This window comes from Roseococcus sp. SYP-B2431 (assembly GCF_004336745.1).
Classification (GTDB): Bacteria; Pseudomonadota; Alphaproteobacteria; order Acetobacterales; family Acetobacteraceae; genus Roseococcus.
This window is the reverse complement of sequence record NZ_SJXD01000026.1, coordinates 62,682-83,322: the sequence shown is the minus strand read 5'-3', so window position 1 is coordinate 83,322 and position 20,641 is coordinate 62,682. Positions and strand designations below refer to the sequence as shown.

General features: G+C 70.9%; 17 protein-coding genes and 1 pseudogene. 6 read left to right on the top strand and 12 right to left on the bottom strand.

Features of this window, described 5'->3' with window-relative positions; translation table 11 throughout:
- Nucleotides 1-48 precede the first annotated feature (48 nt).
- The 3 genes and pseudogenes from EJV46_RS14855 (at nucleotide 49) to EJV46_RS14845 (ending at nucleotide 3,421) form a co-directional block, all read left to right on the top strand.
- Nucleotides 49-768: a pyridoxamine 5'-phosphate oxidase family protein gene (locus EJV46_RS14855; RefSeq protein ID WP_131549480.1), complete on the top strand. Its 720-nt coding sequence runs from the start codon at nucleotides 49-51 to the stop codon at nucleotides 766-768.
- Nucleotides 722-2,154 (top strand): annotated as a pseudogene (locus EJV46_RS23540) (amidase family protein). The gene EJV46_RS14855 and the pseudogene EJV46_RS23540 overlap by 47 nt, the downstream one beginning before the upstream one ends.
- 7 nt (nucleotides 2,155-2,161) lie before the next feature.
- Nucleotides 2,162-3,421: a hypothetical protein gene (locus EJV46_RS14845; protein ID WP_131549479.1), complete on the top strand. Its 1,260-nt coding sequence runs from the start codon at nucleotides 2,162-2,164 to the stop codon at nucleotides 3,419-3,421.
- Here EJV46_RS14845 and EJV46_RS14840 read toward each other — a convergent pair.
- The 7 genes from EJV46_RS14840 to EJV46_RS14810 all read right to left on the bottom strand — a co-directional run bounded on the left by EJV46_RS14840 (nucleotide 3,412) and on the right by EJV46_RS14810 (nucleotide 10,465).
- Nucleotides 3,412-4,176, bottom strand: a complete 765-nt coding sequence (locus tag EJV46_RS14840) for an ABC transporter permease (RefSeq protein ID WP_131549478.1) — start codon at nucleotides 4,174-4,176, stop codon at nucleotides 3,412-3,414. The two genes, EJV46_RS14845 and EJV46_RS14840, sit on opposite strands and share 10 nt — an antisense overlap.
- Nucleotides 4,173-4,931, bottom strand: coding sequence for an ABC transporter ATP-binding protein (locus EJV46_RS14835; protein WP_240782573.1), 759 nt, complete (start codon nucleotides 4,929-4,931; stop codon nucleotides 4,173-4,175). Before EJV46_RS14835 ends, EJV46_RS14840 begins: the two co-directional genes overlap by 4 nt.
- 26 nt (nucleotides 4,932-4,957) lie before the next feature.
- Nucleotides 4,958-5,962 (bottom strand): ABC transporter substrate-binding protein, encoded by a 1,005-nt coding sequence (locus tag EJV46_RS14830; RefSeq protein ID WP_131549475.1) that lies wholly within the window; start codon nucleotides 5,960-5,962, stop codon nucleotides 4,958-4,960.
- An 87-nt stretch (nucleotides 5,963-6,049) separates the two neighbouring features.
- Nucleotides 6,050-6,940 (bottom strand): 3-hydroxyisobutyrate dehydrogenase, encoded by an 891-nt coding sequence (gene mmsB / locus EJV46_RS14825; RefSeq protein WP_131549474.1) that lies wholly within the window; start codon nucleotides 6,938-6,940, stop codon nucleotides 6,050-6,052.
- 39 nt (nucleotides 6,941-6,979) lie between these two features.
- On the bottom strand, nucleotides 6,980-8,539 hold the full coding sequence (locus EJV46_RS14820) for an alkaline phosphatase (protein ID WP_206020828.1): 1,560 nt from the start codon (nucleotides 8,537-8,539) through the stop codon (nucleotides 6,980-6,982).
- Complete coding sequence (locus EJV46_RS14815; protein WP_131549473.1) at nucleotides 8,529-9,206, bottom strand: DUF599 domain-containing protein; 678 nt, start codon at nucleotides 9,204-9,206, stop codon at nucleotides 8,529-8,531. The genes EJV46_RS14820 and EJV46_RS14815 overlap by 11 nt, the downstream gene beginning before the upstream one ends.
- Before the next feature lie 44 nt (nucleotides 9,207-9,250).
- Nucleotides 9,251-10,465 (bottom strand): NADP-dependent isocitrate dehydrogenase, encoded by a 1,215-nt coding sequence (locus EJV46_RS14810; protein WP_131549472.1) that lies wholly within the window; start codon nucleotides 10,463-10,465, stop codon nucleotides 9,251-9,253.
- Between the two features lie 175 nt (nucleotides 10,466-10,640).
- Here EJV46_RS14810 and EJV46_RS14805 point away from each other — a divergent pair, with 175 nt between their 5' ends.
- Nucleotides 10,641-11,993: a hypothetical protein gene (locus EJV46_RS14805; protein ID WP_131549470.1), complete on the top strand. Its 1,353-nt coding sequence runs from the start codon at nucleotides 10,641-10,643 to the stop codon at nucleotides 11,991-11,993.
- A gap of 47 nt (nucleotides 11,994-12,040) precedes the next feature.
- A complete protein-coding gene (locus tag EJV46_RS14800) occupies nucleotides 12,041-12,775 on the top strand; it encodes an SDR family NAD(P)-dependent oxidoreductase (RefSeq protein ID WP_131549469.1) in 735 nt (244 codons plus the stop codon).
- Between the two features lie 6 nt (nucleotides 12,776-12,781).
- On the opposite strand, the gene EJV46_RS14795 is transcribed toward EJV46_RS14800, so the two are convergent.
- The 4 genes from EJV46_RS14795 to EJV46_RS14780 form a co-directional block, all read right to left on the bottom strand.
- Nucleotides 12,782-13,744: an MBL fold metallo-hydrolase gene (locus EJV46_RS14795; RefSeq protein WP_131549468.1), complete on the bottom strand. Its 963-nt coding sequence runs from the start codon at nucleotides 13,742-13,744 to the stop codon at nucleotides 12,782-12,784.
- A 14-nt stretch (nucleotides 13,745-13,758) separates the two neighbouring features.
- A complete protein-coding gene (locus EJV46_RS14790) occupies nucleotides 13,759-14,742 on the bottom strand; it encodes an MBL fold metallo-hydrolase (RefSeq protein WP_131549466.1) in 984 nt (327 codons plus the stop codon).
- A gap of 34 nt (nucleotides 14,743-14,776) precedes the next feature.
- Nucleotides 14,777-16,018 (bottom strand): class I SAM-dependent RNA methyltransferase, encoded by a 1,242-nt coding sequence (locus EJV46_RS14785; RefSeq protein WP_131549465.1) that lies wholly within the window; start codon nucleotides 16,016-16,018, stop codon nucleotides 14,777-14,779.
- 146 nt (nucleotides 16,019-16,164) lie between these two features.
- The gene (locus EJV46_RS14780) at nucleotides 16,165-17,355 is read right to left on the bottom strand and encodes an acyl-CoA dehydrogenase (protein WP_131549464.1); all 1,191 of its coding nucleotides are present in this window, start codon (nucleotides 17,353-17,355) and stop codon (nucleotides 16,165-16,167) included.
- Nucleotides 17,356-17,586: 231 nt separating this feature from the next.
- Here EJV46_RS14780 and EJV46_RS14775 point away from each other — a divergent pair, with 231 nt between their 5' ends.
- Nucleotides 17,587-18,564: a serine hydrolase gene (locus tag EJV46_RS14775; protein ID WP_131549463.1), complete on the top strand. Its 978-nt coding sequence runs from the start codon at nucleotides 17,587-17,589 to the stop codon at nucleotides 18,562-18,564.
- Between the two features lie 120 nt (nucleotides 18,565-18,684).
- Here EJV46_RS14775 and EJV46_RS14770 read toward each other — a convergent pair whose 3' ends face one another.
- Nucleotides 18,685-20,295, bottom strand: coding sequence for a DEAD/DEAH box helicase (locus tag EJV46_RS14770; RefSeq protein ID WP_240782600.1), 1,611 nt, complete (start codon nucleotides 20,293-20,295; stop codon nucleotides 18,685-18,687).
- Nucleotides 20,296-20,641: the final 346 nt, after the last annotated feature.

Genomic DNA, 20,641 nt, shown 5'->3' with positions numbered 1-20,641 from the left:
TGCGTCTGCCACGCTGCGCCATCCATTCCCTTCACCAGGATGTCCGCCATGTCCGAGGTCGTCGACAGCTACCCCGTCACCGAACGCAACAAGGTTCGCCGCCTGCACGAGCGCGGCCGGCACGACTTCAGGTCGGTCTACGAGATCCTGGATGCGGCTATGCTCTGCCACATCTCCTACGTCATCGACGGCCAGCCCTATTGCACGCCGACCGCCTTCTGGCGCGAGGGCAATCACCTCTACTGGCACGGCTCCTCGGCGAGCCGGATGCTGCGCACGCAGAAGCCGGGCGTGCCGGTCTGCGTCACCGTCACGCATCTGGACAGTCTTGTCCTCGCGCGCTGCGGCTTCAATCACTCGGTCGACTACCGCTCGGCCATGTGCTTCGGCAACGCGCATATCATCGACGACCTGGACGAGAAGGCGAAGCTGCTCGACCTCATGATCGACCGCTTCTACCCGGGCCGGAACGCCGAGCTGCGCCCCAGCACGGCGCTGGAGCTGAAGGCGACGATGGTCGTCGGCATGAACATCGATCAGGCCTCCGGCAAGATCCGCAGCAAGGGCATTGGCGACGAGGAGGAGGACTATGCCCTGCCGATCTACGCCACGCGCTTCCCGGTGACGCAGGTGATCGGCGCGCCGGAGGACTGCCCGCGCATGCCCGCGGGCGTTCCCTATCCGGAAGGCCTTGCGGGTTTTACGCCGGGCCGTAGGCTCGATGAGATCATGTCCGAGAGCTACAAGACAACATATGGCGACAGCTGATCTGGCCACCGCCTCGGCGGTCGAGTTGGCGGCGATGGTGCGCGCCAGGCGCGCCTCGCCCGTGGAGATCACCCAGGCGGTCCTGGACCGGATCGCGGCGAAGAACCCCGCGCTGAACGCCTTCGTGACGCTCGACGCGGACGGCGCCATGGCCCAGGCCCGGGCGGCCGAGGCGGCGGTGATGCGCGGCGAGGCTCAGGGCGTCCTGCACGGCGTCCCCGTCACCATCAAGGACGTGCAGGACGTGAAGGGCCTGCCGACGCGGCGCGGAACGCGGCTCTCCAGCGAGGCGCCGGCATCGGCGGACGCTCCCCTCGTCGCACGGCTACGCGCGGCCGGCGCCATCCTCCTCGGCAAGACCACCCTGACCGAGCATGGCTGGACGGCGGTGAGCCACGGCCCGCTCACGGGCGCCACGCACAATCCCTGGATGCATGGGCGCACGGCCGGTGGCTCCTCGTCGGGCGCGGCCGCGCTCTGCGGGGCGGGCTGCGGGCCGCTGCATCTTGGTACGGACGGCGCGGGCTCCATCCGGCTACCGGCGCATTTCTGCGGGGTGGTGGGCTTCAAGCCGACGGCCGCGTGCCCTATGTCCCGGTGCCCAATAATGGCCTGCTCTCGCATGCGGGGCCGATCACGCGCAGCATCGAGGATGCGGCGCTGATGTTTTCCGTCATGGCCGGGCCCGATCCGCTCGACATCATGACGCTGGGCGAGACCTTCCCGCCGGAGGTGCCCGAGGGCGGCCTGAAGGGCCTCCGCATCGCCTACAGCCCCGATCTCGGCCATGCCCACGTGGATCCGGACGTGGCGGCGGCCGTGGAGGCGAGCCTGGAGGCGCTGGTCCGCGGCGGCGCGAGGGTCGAGCACGTCACCCCGCCCTGGGGCACGGCCGGCACGGCGCTGGAGCGCGACATGTGGGGCGGCGCCTACAAGGCCTTCCTGGCGAAGAGCCCCGAGGACGAGGCCCGGATGGATCCGGGCATGGTGGCCTGCACACGGGCTTACAAGGACCACACGCTGGAGCAGGCGCATGCGGCCATGGGCCGCCGCTTCGCCTATGCCGCGGCGGTGAATTCCTGGTTCGCCGAGGCGGGCTTCGACCTACTGGCCACGCCTTCCGCCTCGGTGGCGGCCTTCCCGGTCGGGCTGCAGCGCCCGCCGCATTGGCCGCAGCATGAATGGGACTGGCTGGTCTGGGCGGAGTTCTCCTACCCCTTCGATCTTTCGCACGGCCCCGCGATTTCCGTGCCCTGCGGCTTCGGTGCCGAGGGGCTGCCCGTCGGCCTCCAGCTCGCCGGCCCGCGCCTCGCCGATTCGCTGGTGCTGCGGGCCGCGGCCGGCTTCCTCGCGGAGAAGCCCTTCGAGGTGACGCCGGCGCTGTGACACGACCATGCCCACCGAAGAGCTGACCGCCGCGGCGGGCCTCGCGCTCCGCCTGCTGGGCGCCTTCTACGCCCTGGGGGCGCTGTTCGGCCTGCGGCGGCAGGCCACGGACATGCTGCTGACGCAGGCGCTCGCGGCCATTGCGCGGCCCGACCCGCGCGAGACGCAGGCCGAGACGCGGCGCGCCTGGTTCCTGGCGTCGCAGCTCATGCTGGTGGGCGTGGCCGGCCTGGCGTTGATGGCGCTGCTCGACCTGGCGCTGCCGCTCATGCTCGTCTCGGCGGGGATCTACGCGCTCTATCTTTTCGTGCTGGCCCCGCGCGTCTTCGATCCCTTCGATCCGCCGGAGGAGCCGGGCCGTGGGCAGACCTGGCGCGCCTTCTGGCTCTATCTCGCCGCCACGGCCCTGGTCGCGCTGGCCGGCTGGAGCGGCGTGCTGCGCCCGCTGCGCGACGAGCCCTGGCCGGTGCCGGCGCTGGTGGCGCTGCTGGCGGCCGGCCTGGTCGGCCATGGGCTGCGTCTCGTCCGGAGCATGCAGAGGGTGGCGAGCCTGCCCGCGCCGTCGAGCGAGGAACTGGCCGTCCAGCATGACGAGGAGATCGAGGAGCGCCTGCGCGCCACGCCGCTCATCCTCTCGCCCTCCTGGAACGAGGGGGCCTTTTTCGACGCGCGCACGCGCCAGCCCATCTGGGGCCGGCTGCCCGGCGACCTGCTGCCCTGGGAGGACGATGAGGCGATCGAGGCCTGGCAGCGCCTCTTCGTCGAGCTGGCCGATCCGGACGATCCCGAGAGGCGCCGTTTCCTGTTGCCGGACGGCGCGGCCCGCCTGGAGGCCGCCGGCCGGCCCATCTTCGAGCGGCTCGCGGAGCGCATGCCGCCCGGCCGGATCGTGTTCGAGCCCGTGCCCTGGCCGCGGCGGACGACGCGCGAGGCGACGGCGGTCAGGCTCATGGCCGAGGCCGGGACCGATCCGCTCTGGGTCGCCTCGGGCGATATACAGGAGCCCGTCTATCCGCATGGCTTCGGGCTTTCCTGGAGCCTGGGCAGCGATCTCTGCCTTTGGGCGGCGCAATACGACGACGCGATGGATTGGGACGATCCGGGCGGCCCCGCGCTCTGGGACGAGGCGGCGGCGGCCGCGCATGAGGCCGCGGGCCACGCGCTGGCCGTGCGCCTCGCGCGGGAGCTGGCGGCGACGGGCCGCGCCCATGTCCGCGTGACCTACTGGTCCGGCCGCGAGCAGGCCGCGCTCCCCATTCAGGGCTGATGCCAGCGCCGCAGCAGCAGGTGCGAGAGCAGCGTGAGCGCCCCGAAGATCAGGATGCCGAAGCCGGAGACCAGCACCAGCGCCGCGAACATGCGGGGGATCTGGAGCTGGTAGCCGGCTTCCAGGATGCGCGAGGCCAGGCCCGAGGACGCCCCGCCCGTGCCCGCCACGAATTCCGCGACGATCGCTCCGATCAGCGACAGCCCGCCCGAAATGCGCAGCCCGGCGAGGAAATAGGGCAGGGCGCTCGGCAGCTGCAGGCGCCACAGCACCTGCCAGCGGCTCGCGCGGTAGAGGCGGAAGAGGTCGCGCAGGTTGGGATCGACGCTGTTCAGCCCCTGCGCCGTATTGGACAGGATCGGGAAGAAGGCGACGATCCAGGCGCAGATCAGCAGGGCCAGCGTCAGGTCGTCGGCCCAGACGATGATGAGCGGCGCGATGGCCACGATCGGCGTCACCTGGAGCACCACCGCATAGGGGAAGAGCGACATCTCGATCACGCGCGACTGCGCGAAGAGGATGGCGAGCAGCAGGCCCAGCGTGGCCGCCACGAGGAGCGCCAGGAAGGTGATCCGCATGGTGACGAGCAGCGAGGGCGCCAGCGTGCCCCAGTCCTGCCCCAGCGTCCGCACGATCAGCATCGGGCCGGGCAGGATATAGGGCGGGACCGCGTAATGGCGCACGCCCCATTCCCACCCGCCCAGCACCAGCAGGCCGACGACCAGCGGCGCGAGGACGCGCAGCGCGAGGCTCATGCCGCCATGGCGCCGCCCAGGGCCTGCGAGACGGCGCGGCAATGCGCGGCATAGACCGCGGAGGTGCGGAAGTCCGGCGTGGCGCGGTCCTCCGGCGGGACGCGCAGCTCGGCGGCGATGCGGCCCGGGCGAGGCGTCATCACCAGGATGCGCTCGGCCAGGTAGACGCTCTCGAAGACCGAATGCGTCACGAAGATCGCGGTGAAGCGCTCCTCCTGCCAGAGCTTCAGCAGGTCGGCGTTGAGGCGGAAGCGAGTGATCTCGTCCAGCGCCGCGAAGGGCTCGTCCATCAGCAGCAGGCGCGGCCGCGTGACCAGCGCCCGGGCGATGGAGACGCGCATGCGCATGCCGCCGGAGAGGGCGCGGGGATAGGCCTCCTCGAAGCCCGAAAGCTCCACGCGTGCGAGCCATTCCCGCGCGCGGCGCCCGGCTTCGGCGTGCGGGACGCCGGCCAGTTCCAGCGGCAGGGCGACGTTGCGCAGCGCGGTCGCCCAGGGCATCAGCGTCGGCTCCTGGAAGACGAAGCCGATCTCGCGGCTTGCGTCGCGCCCCCAGTCGAGGCGGCCGGCGCTGGGCCCGGTCAGTCCCGCGACCATGCGGAGCAGGGTGGACTTGCCGCAGCCGGAGGGGCCGAGCAGCGCCAGGAAGTCGCCCTCCGCGACGTCGAGGCTGACATCCTCGACGGCGGCAACGCCCTTCGGAAAGCGCTTCGAGACCCCGCGGAGCGCCAGGAGATCGCCGCTTGGCCGCCCCACCTCTGCACCCGCAGAATCGCGCGCGATCAGAGCCCGACCCGCTGGTTCACGAAGCGCAGATCATAGGCGCGGCGGACATCGAGCCCCGGCGGATAGACGCCGGCATCGCGCATCGTGTGGTAGAAGCGCTCCCAACGCGCATCGGTCATGGCGCCCACGCCCATCGTCGTGGCGTCGCCCGAGATCACGATGCCGGCCTCGTTCATCACGCGGATCGCGTAGGCGATGCGCTCTTCCGTCATCTCCGGATTGTCGCGGATGATGAGGCGATTGGCGGCCGCGATGTCCTGGCCCCGCATATACTGCGTCCAGCCCTCGATGCTCGCGCTCACGAAGCGCTGCACGACGTCCGGCCGGTTGTCGAGGAAGCTGCGCTGAAGGTCGATCGTGGTCTGGTAATTCTCGTAGCCGGCATCGGCGATGAGGAAGACGCGCGGCGTGGCGCCGGCCTGGATCGCGGAAAGCGGTTCCGAGGAGAGGAAGCCCTGCTGGATGGCCGTGCGGTCGAGCAGGAAGGGCTGCAGGTTGAAGGTGTAGGGACGGACCTGCGCGTCGGTGAAGCCGAAGCGGGACTTGAGGAAGGGCCAATAGGTCACCCGTCCGCCGGAGCCCACCAGGATGGGCTTGCCGCGCATGTCCTCGAAGCTCCCGATGCCGTTGCCCGCATGGGTCATCAGCACCTGGGGATCCTTCTGCATCATCGCGGCGATGGTCAGCGCCGGGACGTTCTCGCGCACATAGGTCAGGGCCTGGAAGCCGTTGGACATGATCATGTCCACGCGGCCCATGAGCATCAGCCGCACGGGGTCGAGCTGCGGGCCGCCCTGGCGCAGCTCGCACTCGATGCCGTAGCGCCGGTAGATGCCCGCGGCCACGGCCTGGTAGTAGCCGCCCTGCTCGGCCTGGGCGCGCCAGTTGGTGTGGAAGGAGACACGGTCGAGGCTCTGCGCGACGGCGATGCGGGCGCCCGGGACGGCGGTGAGGACGAGGCCGCCTAAGGCGCGGCGTTCCATCCTGTAGCGGGTGCGCATCGGCGGTCTCCTGGGCTGCCGTCCGATTATGGGATGACGCGCGAGCCTCACGCCAGGGGGATCGGAGGGGCCGGGCGCCGCCGGAGGCTACCGCGCGGTCCCGCGCAGCATATTGATGATGCCCGAGAAGTCCGTGCCGGCACCGCCGCCCTCGGCGAAGCGCCGGTACAGCTCCAGCGCCGCGGCACCCAGGGGCGTGGCCGCGCCGGCCGCCTCGGCCGCCTGCTGCGACAGGCCGAGATCCTTCAGCATCAGCGCCGTCGCGAAGCCGGGCCTGTAGTCGCGATTGGCCGGGCTGCCGGGCACCGGGCCGGGGACCGGGCAATAGGTGGTCAGCGCCCAGCTCTGGCCCGAGGACTTGCTCGCGACCTCGAACAGCGCCTCGTGGCTGAGGCCGAGCTTCTCCGCCAGGGTGAAGGCCTCGCCCGTGCCGATCATGCAGATGGCCAGCAGCATGTTGTTGCAGAGCTTGGCGGCTTGCCCCGCGCCGGCCTCGCCGCAATGGACGATGGTGCGGCCCATGGCCTCGAAGATCGGCTTCGCGCTCGCGAAGGCCGCCGCGTCGCCGCCCACCATGAAGGTGAGCGTGCCGGCCTCGGCGCCCATGGTGCCGCCGGACACCGGCGCGTCGAGCATGGGCCGTCCGGCCGCGACGGAGCGAGCCGTCTCGACGTCGATGGTGGAGCAGTCGATCAGCACCGCCTGCGGATCGCAGGCCGCCGCCATGCCTCCCCCTTGGCCACCGGCGCCCAGCCAGGCGTCCTTCACATGCGCGCCGGCCGGCAGCATGGAGATGACGAAATCGGCGCCCCGTGCCGCGTCGGCGGCGGATTGCGCGCGCCCAACGCCGCCCTCCGCCGCAGCGTCCATCGCGGCGGCGCTGAGGTCGTAGCCGCGCACCTCGTGGCCCTTCCGCGCGAGATTGCGCGCCATGGGCAGCCCCATATTGCCGAGCCCGACGAAACCGATGCGTGCCATCCGCCCCTCCTCGTTTCCGGAGGCAGGCTAGGACAGGCGCTAGGCCGCAACCACCCCGGGGCGCCCGGCGAAGGTGACGAAATGCCCGCGATCCTCGCGCGGCGCGTCGGGCCGGACCACATAGGGCACGGCGCGGTAGATCGCCTCCACGCGATCCGCGCGGGCGACGTGCAGGGTGTAGCCGCGGCGGTTGTTGTGGAAGCGGAGATGCGGCTGCGCGGCCATGAGCCCGGCCGCGTAGTTCACCGCCTCGCCGCCGTCCCCGTTGCTCGCGATCGAGGTGCCGACGAACTCCACCAGCGCGGGCCGCTCGCCGGGGCGCGCCGCGACGTCATTGGCCCAGGCTGAATGGATGTCGCCCGTCAGGGCCACCGCGTCGCGCCCGCCGAGCATCCCGAGCAGCCGGGCCCGCGCCGCCGGATAGCCGTCCCAGCTGTCCATCGAGCGGGTGCCGTCGACGAAGGGCCGCTCCGCGAGGAAGACCTGCTGCGCCACCACCTGCCAGCGCGCCCCGCTGGCCGCGAGGCCCGCGTGCAGCCAGTTTTCCTGAGCCGGGCCGAGCATCTGCGCTTCGGGCCGCGCCACGGCCTCGCAGCGCGCGACGCGGCCGTCGCCGCAGGGCTGGTCGTCGCGGAAGCGGCGCGTGTCCAGCACGTGCAGGTCGAGCGCGCGGCCGAAGCGCAGGCGGCGGTAGGCGGTGATGTCCACGCCGCGCGGCAGGGCGGCGGCGCGGACCGGCATGTTCTCGTACCAGGCCTGGAAGGCGGCGGCGGCGCGCAGCGCGAAGATCTCGGGCGAGGTGCGGTCCGGGAAGCGCAGGCCGTCGCGCTGGCTGATCAGGCCGGCCCAGTTGTTCTCGATCTCGTGGTCGTCGTAGCTGCTGACGAAGGGATGCGCGGCATGCGCGGCCGCGAGATCCTGGTCCAGCCGGTACTGCGCGTAGCGGGCGCGGTAGTCCTCGAGGGTGAGCACGTCGGCGCTGTGATGCGTCCGCGCGAGCGGCCGGCTGCCGGGCCGCGAGCGGTATTCGTAGATGTAGTCGCCGTAGTGGAAGACAAAGTCGATGTCCTCTTCAGCGGCCGCGTGGCGCCAGGCCGTGAAGAGCCCGTGCTCGTAGTTCTGGCAGCCGGCGTTGAGGAAGCGGATGGACGCCTCGCTGTCCGGCTCCGGCGCGGTACGCGTGCGGCCGATGCGGCTCTCGTGGCCGGCCGCACGGAAGCGGTAGAAATAGGTCCGTGCCGGCTGGAGACCGCGCAGCTCGACATGCACGGAATGGCCGAGCGCCGGCGTCGCGGTGAGGCTGCCGCGCTGCGCCACGCGCGTCATGCGCTCGTCCTCCGCGACCTCCCAGGCCACCTCGACCGGCAGGGGCGCCATGCCGCCGCCGGCGGCCATCGGATCGGGGGCCAGCCGCGTCCAGATCACGGCCCCGTCCGGCCAGGGATCGCCCGAGGCCACGCCCAGCGTGAAGGGATCGCCCACCGCCTGCGGCCGGGCGAGGGAGGGCTGCAGCATCGCCAGGGCCGAAAGCCCGGCCGCGCCGCGCAGCAGGCCGCGCCGCGCCAGCGCGACCACATGGCGCGCCGCGCTATCCGCCACGCGACAGGACCTCACGCACGACGGAGCGGAACTCGCGCCGGTGCAACTCGCGCAGCACGATCAGCGAGGCCAGGATCAGCGCGACGGGATGGATGATCCAGCCCAGGGCCGCCAGCCCGAAGTAATAGGCGCGCAGCCCCGTGTTGAAGTGCCGCGCCGCGCGGTTCGCGACCTGCGCCGCGACCTCGGCCTGGCCCACATAGGCGTCGCCCTGGCCGAGCCCGCCGATGAGGATCGAGGTGTAGTTGAACTGCCGCAGAGCCCAGGTCAGCTCGAAGAAGGCGCGGATGAAGATGAAGAGCAGCAGGAAGATCCGCATCTCCCAGGCCATCTCGTTGGTGGGCGGATCGGAGAAGGGCAGGTTGGCCAGCACCCGCTGGCCGAGGTCGGAGGCGCTCAGCAGCGCGACGAGGCCGCCCAGGATGAAGATGGAGTTGTTGGCGAGGAAGGAGGTGCTCGTCATCAGGTTGTTGACGATCGAAACGTCGCTGATCCGGTTGTCCCGGTCGAGCAGCGCCAGCATCCAGCGCCGCCGGTGCTCGTCCATGGAGGCGATCACCGAGCGGGACCGGATGGCGGGGATCCGGTCCACGATGGCCGAATACCCCGCCCAGCACAGGAAGAAGATGGCCAGCGCGAGGTAGTCGAGCGGCACCAGCAGGTTCACGGCGTCAGGTCACCCGGAAAAGGCGGGCGAGACGCCGCGAGGCATCAGGCCATGGCCTTCTTCAGATTCTCGTCCAGCGCCGAGAGGAAGGCCTGGGTGGAGAGATAGGCCTGGTCCTTGCCGATCAGGATGGCGAGGTCCTTGGTCATCTGGCCGCCCTCGACGGTCGAGATGCAGACCTTCTCCAGCGTCTCGGCGAAGTTCACCACGTCCGGCGTGTTGTCGAACTTGCCGCGATAGGCCAGGCCGCGCGTCCAGGCGAAGATCGAGGCGATCGGGTTGGTCGAGGTCTCGCGGCCCTTCTGGTGCTCGCGGAAGTGGCGCGTCACCGTGCCGTGCGCCGCCTCGGACTCGACCGTATTGCCGTCGGGCGAGAGCAGCACCGAGGTCATCAGGCCGAGCGAGCCGAAGCCCTGCGCCACGATATCCGACTGCACGTCGCCGTCGTAGTTCTTGCAGGCCCAGATATAGCCGCCTTCCCACTTCAGCGCCGAGGCCACCATGTCGTCGATCAGGCGGTCCTCGTAGGTGATGCCGCGCTTCTCGTACTCGGCCTTGAACTCGGCGTCGTAGATGGCGCGGAAGATGTCCTTGAAGGAGCCGTCATAGGCCTTGAGGATGGTGTTCTTGTGGCTGAAGTACACCGAGTAGTTGCGGGCCAGGCCGTAGTTGAACGAGGCGCGGGCGAAGCCCTCGATCGACTTGTTGAGATTGTGGATCATCATCGCCACGCCGCCGGTCGCGGGCATGGAGAACTCGCCGATCTCCTGCGGCGCGCCGCCCTCGGGCGTGAAGGTCATGGACACCTTGCCGGCGCCGGGGACCTTCATCTCGACCGAGCGGTAGATGTCGCCATAGGCATGGCGGCCGACGACGATCGGCTTGGACCAGTGCGGCACCAGGCGGGGAACGTTCTGGCAGATGATCGGCTCGCGGAAGATCGTGCCGTCGAGGATGTTGCGGATCGTGCCGTTGGGCGACTTCCACATCTTCTTCAGGCCGAACTCCTTCACGCGGGCCTCGTCCGGCGTGATGGTCGCGCACTTCACGCCGACGCCGTACTGCTTCGTGGCATTCGCTGCGTCGACCGTGACCTGGTCGTCCGTCTGATCGCGGTACTCGATGCCGAGGTCGTAGTACTTCAGGTCGATGTCGAGGTAGGGGTGGATCAGCTTGTCCTTGATGAAGGCCCAGATGATCCGGGTCATCTCGTCGCCGTCCATTTCGACGACGGGGGTCTTCACCTTGATCTTCGCCATATCCTAATACCCTCACTGGCCCCTTCGGCGGGGGCCGTCCTGCTGTTGCGATGCGGGCCGCACATTCGCACCGGCCCGAAAGGGCGGCAAGGGAGATGCCTGGAAATCCCTGCTTGCACGCCATGAGCGCTGTCTATTTATTGCGCGCCTGAACATTGCCCGGAACGATCCATCCATGGCCATGGGAGGCCGCGAGCTGATCCGCGCTTTGACGCACCGGTCCTCCGCCGCCTTCATGGTCCTGGTCGCGACGCTGCTCGCCTGCACCTGGCTCCTTGTCGAGCAGGCCTCCCGCGCCTCGGAGCAGACGGCCCTGGCGCTGGCGGGCGAATCCGCGGCCCGGGCGGCCCTGGCCCTCCGCGGCGAGATCCTGACGGCCGAGGGCCGGCTCCGCCGCGCGCAGCAGGACGGCGCGCTGGTCGCCGGCGTGACGCTCGGGCCCTTGCCGGCCGGCACGGCGCGGCGGCTGGACGGGGCCACGCCCGGCCACCTCGTCTTCCTGCCGCTGGAAGAGGGACTGGCGCCGGAGATGCTCGCCGTCCTGGCGCCTTCCGCGCCCGGCGCCCCCACCGCCTCGCAGCGGCTGCCCATCTCGACGCTCGAAGCGCGGCTGACGCCGATGCCCGGAACAGGGCTGCGGCTGCTGACCGCGCAGGGCGTGGAGCTGGCGGCCCTGGCGCTGCCGGCCGGCTATGGCCATTCCGTCCGCGTGAGCCACTGGCTGCACGAGGGCAGCCTTCGGGTCGAGGGCGTCGCGCGCTCGCACGGCGTGGCGATCTTCTACTGGTTCTTCCCGGTCGTCGGCCTCTTCCTGATCGGGGCTATCTTCCAGCAGCAGGTCGCGGCGCGTGAGCGCGCGCAGCGCAAGCTCGCCGCGCTGCGTGGCAGCCTCGCGCGGCATGCTGCGCAGCTGAGCGTGAACGAGGCGCGGATGCGGCTCACCCAGGCCGAGCGCGTCGCCGCCGAGCGCCGGGACGCGGCCCTGATCGAGGCCTGGCCGGGGCCCGCCGCGCTGATCGACGCCTCGGAACGCCTCTGCGCCTGGAACGCCGCCTTCGCCGCGCTGGTGCCGGCGGGGCTGCTGCGGCGGGACCTGCAGCTCGGCATGCTGCTGCGCCACCTCGACACGCGCAGCGGTCCCCGTCGGCGCGAGCGCGGCCAGCGGCCGCAGGTGCGTCTCTCGCCGATGGCGGACGGCAGCCGGCTGATCGAGGGCGTGACCGACCAGGCAACGCCCAACACGGCCGGCAACGAGGCCCGCCGCCTTTGCCGCGCGGAGCTGGAAAGCCGGGCGCCGCTGCTGCGCGAGGCCGTCGTGGCCGCCGATGTCGAGGCGGCCAAGGCTCAGGCGCATGCCATGCGGGGCCTCGCCTCGAACTTCAGCCTGACCGAGCTGGCCTCGCCCCTGGAATGGATCGAGCGGGGCGCCGAGACGCAGGACGCGGCGGCCATGGCCGCCGGTCTCAACGCGCTTGACGCGCATCTGGAAGCGGCGCTGCGCCAGCTCGACGAGCAGCGCGCGGCTTGACCCGGGAGCCCCTTGGGCGATGCTCCCCGAAAGCCTCGGGGGATACCATGGGACAGCTGGAAGGCCGGGTGGCCGTTGTGACGGGCGGGGCCCGCGGCATTGGCCTCGCCATTGCGGAGCGCCTGTCCCGGGACGGCGCGCGCGTGGCGCTCTGGGATGCCGACGTCGGCGTGGCGCGGTCGGCCGCCGCCGCGTCCGGCGCGCATGCCGAGGCCGCCGACGTCACCGACGCCGCGAGCCTGCAAGCCGCTCTCGCCCGCACCGAGGCGGTGCTCGGTCCGGTCGACATCATGGTGGCCAATGCCGGCATCACCGGCCCCAACCACCGGCTCGAGGATTATCCGGTGGACGACTGGCGCCGGGTCATCGAGGTGGATCTGGTCGGCGTCTATCTCACCTGCCGCTGCGTCGTTCCGGGCATGCGGGCGCGCAATCGCGGGCGCATCGTCAACATCGCCAGCATCGCCGGGAAGGAGGGCAACCCCATGGCCTCGGCCTATTCCGCGGCCAAGGCGGGGGTGATCGGCCTGACGAAGTCGCTCGGCAAGGAGCTGGCCGGGACGGAGGTGCGGGTGAACTGCATCACCCCGGCCGCGGTGGAGACCGAGCTGTTCCAGCAGATGACGGCCGAGCAGGTGGCCTGGATGAAGTCGAAGATCCCGCTGGGCCGCTTCGGCCTCACCTCCGAGGTGGCGGAGATGGCCGCCTTCCTGGCCTCGGACGCGGTGAGCTTTTCCACCGGCGCGATCTTCGACTGCTCGGGCGGCCGCGCGGTCTACTGAACCCGCTCAGACCACGCTGGACCAGTCGGCGGGCACGAAGCGGAAGCCGCCCGTCTCCTCCAGGATGTAGCCGGTCCCGGGGAAGGGGAAGTGGTAGGCCGCCATGCGGGCGCGCTCGGCGGCGATCCGGCCGAAGAGGCGGCGCCGGCTTTCCACCGCCATCGCCCCACCGAAGTCGAAGACGGAGTGCCAGCCCGGCTGCCGCAGGAAAAGCTCCGGCCGGCCGGCCGCGTCGGCCGTGACGAAGAACTGCTCGCGGCCGCTCGCGATGTGAAAGGCGCAATGGCCCGGCGTGTGGCCCGGCGTCGCGATGGCGCGGATGCCCGGCGCGACCTCGGCCTCCGCTTCGAAGATCCGCATCCGGGCGCGCAGGGGAGCGAAGCGGCGCGCGGTGTTCGCGAAATTCCCGCGCTGGAATTGCGGACTGCGCGCCTCGTTGGCGGTGTCGCTCCACCAGGCCCATTCGGCGGCCGGCACCGCCACCTCGGCATTGGGGAAGAAGGGCTGGTTCTCGCGCGTCGTGAGGCCGGTGATGTGGTCGCCGTGGAAGTGGCTGATGGCGACCAGGGTGACGTCCTCTGGCCGCAGCCCGGCCGCCGCCATGTTGCGCGGCAGGAGGCCCGTGCCCGGCGCCATCTGCCCCGCCCCGGTGCCGGCGTCGAAGGCGACGAGGCCCCGGCCGGTCTCGACGAAGGTGACGATATAGGGGTTCATCAGCCCGCGGACCGGCAGGGCCGCGCCTTCCAGCACGGCCTGGACCTCGGCGGCCGGCGCGTTGGTGACCAGCCCCTCCAGCGGATTGGCCCGGAGCACGAAGCCGTCATGCACGGTGGTGACGGTGAAGTCGCCCACCTTGAAGCGGTAGAAGCCGGGCGCCTGGGTTTCAGGCGTCGCGGCGGTCTGGGCAGGGGCAGTCCGGGCGGCCGCGATGCCCGCAGCGGCCCCGGCCAGGAGGAGGCGGCGGTTCATGTCCGTGCCTCTCGTCAGATCGCGCTCGACCAGTCGCCCGGGACGAAGCGGTAGCCGTTGCCGTCCTTCACGAAGTAGCCGTTGGCCGGGAAGGGGAAGTGGTAGCCCGTGACGCGCATGCGGTCCGTCGCCACCTGGTCGAGCACGCGGCGGCGGACGGCGGCGGCCGTGTCGCCGTCGAAGTCGAAGACGATCTGCCAATCCGGGCGCGGCGCCATGAGCTCCGGACGGTTGGTGATGTCGGCCACATACATCATCTGCTCGCCGCCATCGGCGATGCGGTACATCGTGTGCCCCGGCGTATGGCCGTAGGCGGCCACGGCGCGGATGCCGGGCACGGCCTCGGCCCCGTCGGCGATCTGGCGGATGCGGCCCTGATAGGGCGCGAAGCGGTTCTTCGTGTTCGCGAAAGTGCCGCGCTGGCCCTCGGGACTGCGCGTGACGTTGCCTTCCTCCGTCCACCAGGCCCATTCCGTCGCGGGCACGATGATCTCGGCATTGGGGAAGAGGCGTTGGCCGTCGGCCGAGCCCAGGCCGGAGATGTGGTCGCCGTGGAAGTGGCTCACGATCACCGCCACGACGCGGGCCGGGTCGATCCCCGCCGCGCGCATGTTGGCCGCGGCTTGGCCGTTGGTGGCGGTGCCGGACGGGGGGGCGTTGCCGGCGTCGAAGGCCACGAGGCCCGCGGGCGTCGTCACGAAGGTCATGGTGAAGGGGATGGTCAGCGTGTCGGCCGGCATGAAGTTGCTGGCCAGCACGGCCTGGACCTCCGAGAGCTCGGCATTGCGCACGAAGCCCTGCACGGGGCGGCGGGCGAAGCCGTCATGGACGGTCGTGACGGTCAGGCCGCCCACCTTGAAGCGGTAGAAGCCAGGCGCCTGGGCGTTGGTGGCGGTCGGCGCGGCGGGGGCGGCCGCCTGCTGGGCGAGGGCGGGCAGCGCCAGGGCGGTCGCGATCGTGGCCGAGCCGGCGAAGAGCGTGCGGCGGTCTGTGGACATGGTGCTTGTCTCCCGTGAGCCCCCGTTTGGGGGCTCAGCGGGCGAAGACAACCACAGATTCGAGGTGCGGGGACCAGAGAAATTGATCCACCGGCGTCGCCGTCAGAAGTTTGAAGCCCGCGGCGCGCAGGGTGGCGGCGTCCCGGCTCAGCGCGGCCGGGCCGCAGGAGACGTAGATCACGCGCTCCAGCTTGCTGCGCGCGATCTGCGCCACCTGCTCGGGCGCGCCGGCGAAGGGCGGGTCCAGCACAACGGCGAGGTAGTTCTTCAGCTCGGCGGGGAGGAGCGGCTGGCGGGCGAGGTCGCGACGTTCGGTGCGGATATGGGCCTGGGCGGCGTTGGAGCCGGCGCGCAGCGCCTCGGCGGCGGCCGGGTCGCCCTCGAAGGCATCGACCAGCACGTGGTTCCGCAGCGGGAAGGAGAGCGTGCCGATGCCGGCATAGAGGTCGGCCACGCGGGCGCGCGCAGAGCGCTTCCTCGGCAGTCCGGCGACGACCGCCTCGATGATGGCCGCCTCGCCCGGAGCGCTGGCCTGGAGGAAGGCGCCGGGCGGCGGCGAGACCGTGACCCCGGACAGCCTGTGCCGCACCGGCCGAATCTGCGCCGCGACCTCGGCGCCGCCCTTGGTTTCCCATGCGATGCGCGGAATGCCCTCGGCCTCCGCGAAGGCGGCCAGCAGGCGCCGGTCCGGCATGGAAAGCGGCATGTCGGTGCGCAGCAGGATGTCCGGCCCGCTGTCGAGCATGTTGATCACGGCCGAGCCCAGCCGGCGCAGCGCGTTCAGTCCGCGCAGCGCCTCGGCCAGATTAGGCAGCAGCGCGACCAGGTTCGGCAGCACCACATGACATTCGCGCATCGGCACGAGGTTGGTGGTGCCGCGCTCATGGAAGCCGATCTCGACGCGGCCGTCGGCCAGGCGCTCCAGGCCGAAATCCGCGCGCTGGCGGACGTTGCGCGGCGTCGGCACCATGGGCCCGACTTCGGGGTCGCCATAGCCCGCGCGCGACAGGGCCTCGGCGAGGCGACCGCGCTTCCAGGCGGCGTAGGGATGCCTGTCCCAATGCTGCAGGGCGCAGCCTCCGCAGATGGTGAAGTGGCGGCAGGGCCAGTCCACGCGCTCGGGGCTGGCCTCCAGCACCTCCACGAGCGCCGCGCGCTCCTTGCCGGAGGGGCGGGCCTCGACGCGCTCGCCGGGGAGGGTGAAGGAGATGTGAGTGGGACCGGGAGCGATGCCGTCGCCGCCGGCGCCCATGCGCTCGATCCGGTAATCCGGCATGATGGTCCCTTGTTGGATGCGAGGGGGCTCTGCCCCCTCGACCCCCGCCAGGGCTTTATGCCCTGAACCCCAATACTGGTCGGAGATGCAAGAACCTGAGGTTCTTGCTGGGGAGAGTTTGAGAGGGGCAAAGCCCCTCTCGAGGATCAGAACGCGTTGAGCCCCGTGATCGCCCGCCCGAGGATCAGCGCGTGCACGTCATGCGTCCCCTCGTAGGTGTTCACCGTCTCGAGGTTCATGACGTGCCGGATCACGTGATACTCGTCGACGATCCCGTTGCCGCCATGCATGTCGCGGCTCATCCGCGCGATGTCGAGCGACTTCCCGCAGTTGTTGCGCTTCACGAGCGAGATCATCTCCGGCGCCGCCTTGCCCTCGTCGAAGAGCCGGCCCACGCGCAGCACCGCCTGCAGGCCGAGGGTGATCTCGGTCTCCATGTCGGCGAGCTTCTTCTGGATGAGCTGCGTCTGCGCCAGCGGGCGGCCGAACATCTTGCGGTTCAGCGTGTAGTCGCGGGCGGCCGCCATGCAGAACTCGGCCGCGCCCAGCGCGCCCCAGGCGATGCCGTAGCGGGCGCGGTTGAGGCAGGAGAAGGGGCCGGCGAAGGAGCGCACGCCCGGCAGGCGGTTCTCATCGGGGACGAAGACCTCGTCCATCATGATCATGCCGGTGGTGGAGGCGCGCAGGCTGAACTTGCCCTCGATCTTCGGCGTGGTGAGGCCCTTCATGCCCCGCTCGAGCAGGAAGCCGCCGAGCGTGCCCTCGTCGTCCTTGGCCCAGACCACGCAGACGTCGGCTATGGGGGAGTTGGTGATCCAGGTCTTGGAGCCCGAGACCAGCCAACCGCCATCGACCTTCTTCGCGCGGGTGCGCATGGAATTGGGATCGGAGCCGGCATCGGGCTCGGTCAGGCCGAAACAGCCGACCCACTCGCCGGTGCGCAGCTTGGGCAGGAACTTCTGCTTCTGCGCCTCGGAGCCATAGGCGTGGATGGGGAACATCACCAGCGAGGACTGGACCGAGAAGGCGGAGCGGTAGCCGCTGTCCACGCGCTCGACCTCGCGCGCCATGAGGCCGTAGGCCACGTAGGAAACGCCGGCGCAGCCGTAGCCTTCCAGGGTGGCGCCGAGAAAACCCTGCTCGCCGAAGGCGTTCATGATGGAGCGGTCGAAGGTCTCGTTCCGGTTGGCCATCAGCACGCCGGGCATCAGCTTGTCCTGGCAGAAGTCGCGCGCGGCGTCGCGGATCATCCGCTCGTCCTCGGTCAGCTGCTCGTCCAGCAGGAGGGCGTCGTCCCACGTGAAGGGCGGGGTCTTTGTCCTGGTGACGACGTTCATCTTCGCTTTCCTTCGGGCGCGCCGGTTCGACGGGAGATGCGCGTCCTATCACGCCCCCGCCAGGGAAGCGCAAGCCCGCCGTCGTCGGGGCATGTGCGGCCTGTGCGCCGCGCATGGACGTCTGGCCGGCGGCGAACGAAGATGCACGGGAATGGGAGGGTTTGAGCTACCCTGCGCGACGACCCGGGCGGAACGGCGTTTGCTCCCCCGACACATCGAGGATGCCCGAAGATGCCGATCCAGATCCGCCGGCGACATGCCTTCCTCGCGGCGCCCCTGCTCCTGCCGGCGGGCGTTCTCGCCCAGGGGGTGCCGGTGAACGCCGCCGAGGAGGCCATGACCGCCCTGGCCGCGTTGCCGGGCACGGTGAGTGCTTTCGTCGCGGTCGACGATCCGGCCGGCGCCTGGCAGCTCGGCCATCAGCCGGACCGGCCGCTCTTCGTGGGCAGCGTGGTGAAGACCTTCATCCTCGCGGCCTATCTGCTGGCGGTGCAGGACGACGGGCTGAGCTTGGCCGAGCAGCTGCCGCTGAACGACGAGGTCCGCTCGCTGGTCAGCCCCGTGCTGGAGAAGCTCACCGGCACGCTGCCCGCGCGATCGGCGCTGGAGGCCATGATCGCGCATAGCGACAACACGGCGACCGACATGGTGCTGAAGAAGATCGGCGTGGACGCGGTGCGCGCGGTGATCGCGCGCGTGCCGCTCGCGGGCGTGCAGGTCCCGACCTCGACGCGGCGGCTCTTCTCCTATCTGGCAGGCGCGGCGCCGGAGCAGGATATCGGCTGGGACGGCGTGCAGGCGGTGCTCGCGGACCGGCTGCCCGGCCCGCCGCGACCGATCATGAACAATGTCGAGAGCATGTCCGCGTCCGCCACCGCGCTGGTGACCTGGTATCGCTATGTGCTGTCCGGGCGGCTCTTCACCTCGGCGACGGCGCTGTCGGAGTTCCGGCGGATCTCCTCCATGGCGGATGCGCTGAGCGCCACCGTCCCTCCGGGGATCGCGTCCTACGGCAAGGGCGGCAGCATCGTCTGGCAAGGGGAAAATGCGCTCTCGCTGGCCGGCCAGATGATGGTGCGCGGCATCCCCGCGAGCTTCTGCTTCTCGTACAACTGGCAGGGCGGCCCGGAGACCGTGCAGCCCGCCACCGCCGCGATGGTCCCCGCGGCGCAAGCGGTGCTGCGCGCCGTCGCGGCGCGCATTTCCTAGAGCACGATCCGCTGAGGCGGAATCGCCGAAGCGGCGAATCGTCCTCTCAGCCAAGGTCTGGACCGTGATCCACCGAAGTGGATCACGGTCCGGAGAGGGTCCAGGCCCCCTCGCTGTCCTTTACGCCGCGGCGTCGGTATTCTCGGCGGCCTCGACGGTCTCCCGCGCCTCGCGCTTGGCCCGGATCGGCACCAGCATGAAGGCCGGCACGCTGTCGCCGAAGCCGACGACCGACGGGCCCATGTCGTCGCGATCGCGGCCGCGCGCGCGGAACTCCTCGCGGCGATACTCCTCGCGCCGCGGGCGCTCCTCGCGAGCCCGGAATTCCTCACGCGGCGGCGGCACCTCGCGGGGAGCCTCGTCGCGGCCGCGGCCGCGCGGGCGGTCGTCGCGGTCGCGCCGGGGACGCTCTTCGCGGGGCGCCTCCTCGGCGGCGCGCGGCGCGGCCTCGGCGCGTGGGCGATCGTCGCGGTCGCGGGCGCTGCGGCCGCCGCGATCCCGGCCGCCACGCTCGCGCCCGGAATCGCGTCCACCGGAGGAAGCCCCCATGGACCGGCCGTTGCGGCCGCGCTTGCGGGTCGCCGCCTCGGCGATCTCCTCGTCGCTGACGGGATCGATGCCCTCGATCTCGATGCGCGGGATCGGCGCATTGGTCAGCTTCTCGATGGCCTGGACCAGCTTGCCGTCATCCGCCGTCGCGATCGAATAGGCATGCCCCTCGCGCCCCGCGCGGCCCGTGCGGCCGATGCGGTGGACATAGTCCTCGGAGTGGAAGGGGATGTCGAAGTTGAAGACATGGCTGAGGCCGCCGATGTCGAGCCCCCGCGCCGCGACATCGGAGCAGACCAGCAGCCGGATCTCGTTCGCCTTGAAGGCGTTCAGCGTGGCGAAGCGGGCCGACTGGTCCATGTCGCCATGCAGCTCGCCGACCGAGAAGCCGTGCCGCTTGAGCGACTTGTAGAGGATGTTCACGTCGATCTTGCGGTTGCAGAAGATCAGCGCGTTCTGCACCTGCTCGCGGCGGATCAGCCGGCGCAGCGCCTCGCGCTTCTCGCGCTCCTGCACATAGACCACGCCGGCGGTGATGGTGGTCGCCACCGAGGCCGGGCGGCTGACCGTGATCTCCTTGGGGTTCTGCAGGAAGGCATCGGCCAGGCGGCGGATCTCAGGGGCCATGGTGGCTGAGAAGAACAGCGTCTGCCGCAGCTGCGGAATGATCGAGACGATGCGCTCGACATCGGGGATGAAGCCCATGTCCAGCATGCGGTCGGCCTCGTCGATGACGAGGAGCTTGCAGTCGGCCATCAGGATGCGGCCGCGGTCGAAGAGGTCGAGCAGGCGCCCGGGGGTGGCGATCAGCACGTCCACGCCCTTTTCGAGCACGTCGCGCTGGTCGTTCATGCTCTCGCCGCCGATGAGCAGCGCGTGGTTCAGGTTGAGGTACTTGCCGTACTTGACGAACTGCTCGGCCACCTGCAGCGCGAGCTCGCGCGTGGGCTCGAGGATGAGGCTTCGCGGCATGCGCGCCTTGGCCCGCGTGCCGGCGAGGATGTCCATCATCGGCAGGGTGAAGCTGGCCGTCTTGCCCGTGCCGGTCTGGGCGCAGCCCAGAACATCGCGGCCCATCAGCACGATGGGGATGGCCTGCTCCTGGATCGGCGTCGGGTGGACGTAGCCGGACTCGATGACGGCGCGGAGCAGCTCGTCGGAGAGGCCGAGATCGGAGAACATGGCGCGCGGCGGGCCGGGCTCGGCGGCGTCGTAATCGGCGTCGGAGACCTCGTCCTCGCCGAGCGGGGCGGCGTCCTCGGCATCGGGGCCGGCCTCGGCCACGACTTCGGGCGTCGTCTCCTCGGACGCGGCCGGCTGGGCGACGATCTCCGTGGCCCCCGGCTCGGCCGGCGGGGCGGCCTCGGCGACGGGATCGGTGGGGGCCGCTTCCGCGACAGCCTCTTCCGCAGCGGCGGCGATGGGGGTGTCGGGGGTGGTCTTGGTCTCGGTTTCCGTCACGGCAGGATCGGTGCCGGCATGCGCGCTGGGCGCGGTGGTCTCGTTCAAAGTTGGGCTTCCTGGCCTG

What these genes read in the sequence shown, in the direction of transcription:
- EJV46_RS14855 (WP_131549480.1), top strand. Translation starts at nt 49, where the DNA reads ATGTCCGAGGTCGTCGACAGCTACCCCGTCACCGAACGCAACAAGGTT.
- EJV46_RS14845 (WP_131549479.1), top strand. Translation starts at nt 2,162, where the DNA reads ATGCCCACCGAAGAGCTGACCGCCGCGGCGGGCCTCGCGCTCCGCCTG.
- EJV46_RS14840 (WP_131549478.1), bottom strand. Translation starts at nt 4,176, where the DNA reads ATGAGCCTCGCGCTGCGCGTCCTCGCGCCGCTGGTCGTCGGCCTGCTG.
- EJV46_RS14830 (WP_131549475.1), bottom strand. Translation starts at nt 5,962, where the DNA reads ATGCGCACCCGCTACAGGATGGAACGCCGCGCCTTAGGCGGCCTCGTC.
- mmsB (WP_131549474.1), bottom strand. Translation starts at nt 6,940, where the DNA reads ATGGCACGCATCGGTTTCGTCGGGCTCGGCAATATGGGGCTGCCCATG.
- EJV46_RS14810 (WP_131549472.1), bottom strand. Translation starts at nt 10,465, where the DNA reads ATGGCGAAGATCAAGGTGAAGACCCCCGTCGTCGAAATGGACGGCGAC.
- EJV46_RS14805 (WP_131549470.1), top strand. Translation starts at nt 10,641, where the DNA reads ATGGCCATGGGAGGCCGCGAGCTGATCCGCGCTTTGACGCACCGGTCC.
- EJV46_RS14800 (WP_131549469.1), top strand. Translation starts at nt 12,041, where the DNA reads ATGGGACAGCTGGAAGGCCGGGTGGCCGTTGTGACGGGCGGGGCCCGC.
- EJV46_RS14795 (WP_131549468.1), bottom strand. Translation starts at nt 13,744, where the DNA reads ATGAACCGCCGCCTCCTCCTGGCCGGGGCCGCTGCGGGCATCGCGGCC.
- EJV46_RS14790 (WP_131549466.1), bottom strand. Translation starts at nt 14,742, where the DNA reads ATGTCCACAGACCGCCGCACGCTCTTCGCCGGCTCGGCCACGATCGCG.
- EJV46_RS14785 (WP_131549465.1), bottom strand. Translation starts at nt 16,018, where the DNA reads ATGCCGGATTACCGGATCGAGCGCATGGGCGCCGGCGGCGACGGCATC.
- EJV46_RS14780 (WP_131549464.1), bottom strand. Translation starts at nt 17,355, where the DNA reads ATGAACGTCGTCACCAGGACAAAGACCCCGCCCTTCACGTGGGACGAC.
- EJV46_RS14775 (WP_131549463.1), top strand. Translation starts at nt 17,587, where the DNA reads ATGCCGATCCAGATCCGCCGGCGACATGCCTTCCTCGCGGCGCCCCTG.
- EJV46_RS14770 (WP_240782600.1), bottom strand. Translation starts at nt 20,295, where the DNA reads ATGTTCTCCGATCTCGGCCTCTCCGACGAGCTGCTCCGCGCCGTCATC.